Annotated in this window: 3 protein-coding genes; all 3 read left to right on the top strand. The window is 74.1% G+C overall.

All coding sequences use genetic code 11. From position 1 onward, the window contains the following. The first annotated feature begins 248 nt into the window (after nucleotides 1-248). The 3 genes from ACWGE1_RS40215 (at nucleotide 249) to ACWGE1_RS40205 (ending at nucleotide 4,759) form a co-directional block, all read left to right on the top strand. Nucleotides 249-2,036 (top strand): hypothetical protein, encoded by a 1,788-nt coding sequence (locus tag ACWGE1_RS40215; protein WP_453425429.1) that lies wholly within the window; start codon nucleotides 249-251, stop codon nucleotides 2,034-2,036. 243 nt (nucleotides 2,037-2,279) lie between these two features. After that, nucleotides 2,280-3,767, top strand: coding sequence for a N,N-dimethylformamidase beta subunit family domain-containing protein (locus tag ACWGE1_RS40210; RefSeq protein WP_453425428.1), 1,488 nt, complete (start codon nucleotides 2,280-2,282; stop codon nucleotides 3,765-3,767). Between the two features lie 86 nt (nucleotides 3,768-3,853). Then, nucleotides 3,854-4,759: a phosphoribosylaminoimidazolesuccinocarboxamide synthase gene (locus ACWGE1_RS40205; protein WP_453425427.1), complete on the top strand. Its 906-nt coding sequence runs from the start codon at nucleotides 3,854-3,856 to the stop codon at nucleotides 4,757-4,759. Nucleotides 4,760-4,857: the final 98 nt, after the last annotated feature.

Raw genomic sequence — 4,857 nt, 5'->3', positions numbered from 1 at the left:
GTCCGCGTGCGACTGCATCCGGCCGCGTTCGAACGCATCCACCTTTACCCAAAGCCATTCCATCGGGTGATCGTCCCTCCGTCTGCCTGACGCCCGCGCGTGCCCCAACTAGGGTGCGATGCCAAGCATTCCGGCACTTGGCCCACCGGCATTGCGATGTCGGTGGCGGGTGTCACAGTGGGGGAGTGAGCAACGTCGCCGCAGGGCAGAGGGGGTGAGGTCCGGCCGTGTCCGGAACCGGTTCGATCATGGAAGCAGGCACGCCGTCCGCGCGTTCCCGCGCTCTGGCCGTGCTGCGCGTGCGCAGCAGGGCCCTGGCCGTCGTGCTGCTGCCCGCCGCCCTCGCGGTGGTGCTGGTCGCCGCCCGGACGACGGGCCGGCTGGCCGGTGATCCCTGGCCCGCGGTGACCCTCGTCGTGTGCGTGGTCGCCGCGCTGGTGCTCCTCGTCGGCGGTGTGTTCGCCGCCGTGGTGCTGCGGGCGCGCCCCGCCGTGACGCCGACGGTGCCCCTCTCGGAGGCCGCCGCGCCCGATCTCTACCGGCTGGTGCGGGACCTGGCCGACCGGATGGACGTGCCGCCGCCCTCCGCGATAGCCCTGACACCGGACTGCGACAGCTGGCTGGAGGACCGCACGCACGCGGCCCACCGCCGCGGCGCCGCCCGTGCGTCGGCCGCTACGGCCGGACCCGTCGCGCCGGAGTCCGAGCCGGGCGCGGCCCCCGTGCTGGTGATCGGCTCTCCCTTCCTGTGGTGGATGCGGGTCGCCGAGCTGCGGGCGGTCCTCGCGCCCGTCGTCGCCGGTACGGGACCTTCCGCGCACCCGGACATAGCCGATGCCCGCGGCTTCGTACGGGGCCTGGACGCGGCCGTGGACGTGGGCAGCCGGCGCGGCCTCGGCTGGATCGCCGCGCCGGCCCGGCTGCTGCTGCGGCTGTGCCGGACGGACGCGGCCGAGATGGAGCGCGGGGTGGCCGCCGCCGCCTCGGAGCGTGCACAGGGTGTGGACTACGGGCTGCGCATCGTCGCCCAGGAGCAGGTCGGCCTCGCCTATGCGGGCTGGGACCGGCTGCTGACCCGGGTCGCGCTGCCCGCCTGGCGGATGGGCCGCTGGCCGGCGCACCTCGACGCCGGGGTGGTCTCCGCGCTGACCGAGCTCTCCCGGCGGGACCGGCTGGCCGAGGGGTTCACCTCGCGGCTCGGCGAGCGCCCCGCCTGTGACCTGCTGGAGCAGCCCGGGCTGATCGACGAGGCGACGTCGCTGCTGGCCGCTCGGCTCTTCCACGGAGGTCCGGCCGAGGCCGGGCCGGACTGGTCCCCGGTGGACTGGGCGGCGTATCCGGAGGAGGTCGTGGATCGCAAGTGGCGGACGGAGGCGGCCCGCCTGCACGCGGCGCTGGACGCCCTGGCCGTCCCGGCGGGGCTGTCCGCCGGTCCTTCGGGATCCGCCGCTCCGGCCGTACCGAGCACCTCCAGCACCTCCGGAGCCCCGAGTGCCCCGTCCGGCTCGTCCGCCGCGTCCGGGATCTCCGGACCCGCCGGTACAGCGGGCTCCGCCACGCTCGCGGCCGCCGACTCCCCGCCGCCCACCGCGGACGGGTTCGCCGGACCCACCCTGGAGCGGGTGCTGGGCTACCTCACGGACCTCGGCGGCGAGGGCGCGGCCGGCGAGGCCCTGGCCGGCCGGATCAGCGGTGAGCTGGCCCGCGAGGAGCGGGCCGCCGGACCGGCCGCCGGAGCCGGGAAGGCGCGCGGCTCGGACGCCGTTCCGCTGTTCCCGCTCCAGCCGCCGCGCAGCGGCCGGGACCTGCTGGCCGACCACGTCACGGCGATGGTGTGCTGCGCGGCCGTGGACTCGGCCGGGGCCACCCCCGGGCTGGACTGGCTCGACGGGCCGGTCCTGCTGGTGGGCGGCGACCGCCGATCCGATCTGGCGCCGCGCGTGCTGTGCCTGGTCGAGGAGGGCAACCCGGAGCCCCTGCGGGACTGGCTCTCGGCCCTCGGCGTCCGTCCGGAGAAGCCGGTCCGCCTGGTCTGAGGCGGCGGTCCGCCGTGCCCCCGCGGGAGGGTTACAGCTCGTACAGGCAACCGGATGCCAATGTTCCGGTCCCGTCAATTCGCGACGAACAGTGACGGACTGCGTGCGTTATGTGATGTGCTGGGACCGGTCGCGGCTGGATGTCCCGGAGCGGGCGTCCGAGGAACGCCGCATCGGCCCGTCCGTGGGCCGTGCACCGAGCCGATGCACGCCCGGTTCGGGGAGCGAAGGAGGGGAGCGGTCATGGGTGCGGACCAGATCCGGCGTTGGGAGTCAGGTGCGCTCGCGCACGCGGTGACCGACCCCTTCGGGCAGGGCCCCCTGCCCTGGTTCCGGGGCAGCGAGCTCTACTTCGACGACACCGGCCAGGTCGTGCCCTGGTACGTGGACCCGGCCGCCGCGGCCGCCGGCACCGGCCAGATCCCCCGCGCCCGCGGCAACGGCGGTCCCCGCACCGCCGACGACGTGCACCGCCAGATCAAGGGCTTCGCCTCCACCGGCGGGGTGGCCCCCGGCGAGGCCATCGACTTCCACATCACCGTCGACCCGCCCCAGCAGTTCTCCGTGGACGTCTACCGGATCGGCCACTACGGCGGCGACGGCGCCTCCAAGATCACCACCAGCCCCCGGCTCTCCGGCATCGTCCAGCCGGCCCCCCTCGCCGCCGACCGCACCGTCTCCTGCCACCACTGGTGGCTGTCCTGGCGCCTCCAGGTGCCCTCCTACTGGAGCGTGGGCGCGTACGTCGCCGTTCTGACCACCGCCGACGGCTACCGCTCCCACATCCCCTTCACGGTCCGCGACGACCACCCCGCCGACCTCCTGCTCCTGCTCCCCGACATCACCTGGCAGGCCTACAACCTGTATCCGGAGGACGGCCGCAGCGGTGCCAGCCTCTACCACGCCTGGGACGAGCAGGGCCGGCTGCTCGGCGAGCAGGACGCGGCGGTCACCGTCTCCTTCGACCGCCCCTACGCGGGCGCGGGCCTGCCCCTGCACGTCGGCCACGCCTACGACTTCATCCGCTGGGCCGAGCGCTACGGCTACGACATCGCCTACGCCGACACCCGCGACCTGCACGCCGGCCGCGTCGACCCCACCCGCTACCGGGGCCTGGTCTTCCCCGGCCACGACGAGTACTGGTCGGCCCCCATGCGCCGCACCGTCGAACGCGCCCGCCGGCACGGCACCTCGCTCGTCTTCCTCTCCGCCAACACCATGTACTGGCAGGTCGAGCTCGGCCCGTCCCCCTCCGGGGTCGACGACCGGCTGCTCACCTGCCGAAAACGGCGCGGCCCGGGCCGCCCCAGCCTCTGGCGCGAGGTCGACCGCCCGGAGCAGCAGCTGCTCGGCATCCAGTACGCGGGCCGGGTCCCCGAACCGGCCCCCCTCATCGTGCGCAACGCCACCCACTGGCTCTGGGACGCGACCGGCGCCGGCGAGAACGACGAGCTGCCCGGCCTGGTCGCCGGTGAGGCCGACCGGTACTTCCCGCGCACCCAGCTCCCCGAGCACCAGGACCGGATCCTGCTGGCGCACTCCCCGTACCTCGACAGCGAGGGCCACCGCCGCCACCAGGAGACCTCCCTCTACCGGGCGCCGAGCGGCGCGCTGGTCTTCGCCTCCGGCACCTTCGCCTGGTCCCCGGCCCTCGACCGCCCCGGCCACGTCGACGAGCGGGTACAGCGGGCCACGGCCAACCTCCTCGACCGGATCTGCAAGCGCGACTGACCCGCACCCGGCCCCCCTGTCCGCAGGAGGGGACGCAGGTGCGCGAGAATCGGAGTGCGCTTCATACAGAACTACAGGGAGACCCCGTGTCCGGATTCGTCGAAAAGCCCGAGCCGGTTCAGGTTCCGGGCCTCGTCCACCTCCACACCGGCAAGGTGCGCGATCTCTACCGCGACGAGGACGGCCGTCTCGTCATGGTCGCCAGCGACCGCATGTCCGCCTTCGACTGGGTGCTGCCCACCGAGATCCCGGACAAGGGCCGCGTCCTGACCCAGCTCTCCCTGTGGTGGTTCGACCAGCTCGCGGACCTCGTCCCGAACCACGTCATCTCCACCGACCTGCCCGCCGGCGCCCCCGCCGACTGGGCCGGGCGCACCCTGATCTGCCGCAACCTCGACATGGTCCCGGTCGAGTGCGTGGCCCGCGGCTACCTCGCCGGCTCCGGCCTCGCCGAGTACAACGACACCCGTACGGTCTGCGGGCTCGCCCTCCCCGAGGGGCTCGTGGACGGCTCCGAGCTGCCCGCCCCGATCTTCACCCCGGCCGCCAAGGCCGCCGTCGGCGAGCACGACGAGAACGTCTCCTACGAGGAGGTCGCCCGCACCACCGGCGCCGAGACGGCGGCGCTGCTGCGCCAGACCACCCTCGCCGTGTACGGCCGCGCCCGGGACATCGCGCGCGAGCGCGGGATCATCCTCGCCGACACCAAGTTCGAGTTCGGTTTCGACCCGAAGGACGGCACCCTGGTCGCCGCCGACGAGGTGCTGACCCCGGACTCCTCCCGCTTCTGGCCCGCCGACCAGTGGGAGCCGGGCCACTCGCAGCCCTCCTTCGACAAGCAGTACGTCCGCGACTGGCTGGCCTCCCCGGCCTCCGGCTGGGACCGCAAGGGCGAGCTCCCGCCGCCGGCCCTGCCGGAGCAGGTCGTCGCCCGGACCCGCGCCAAGTACATCGAGGCGTTCGAGCGCCTGACCGGCCAGTCCTGGGCGTAGGAACGAGAGTAGCCCCCCGATCCTAGGTCAGGGGGGGTTCTCTCGTTACAGAGCGGACTACGCGACTCGAACGCGCGACTTCCACCTTGGCAAGGTGG

It is taken from the genome of Streptomyces sp. NPDC054932, from assembly GCF_053610205.1.
This window is presented reverse-complemented; position numbering and strand designations above follow the sequence as displayed.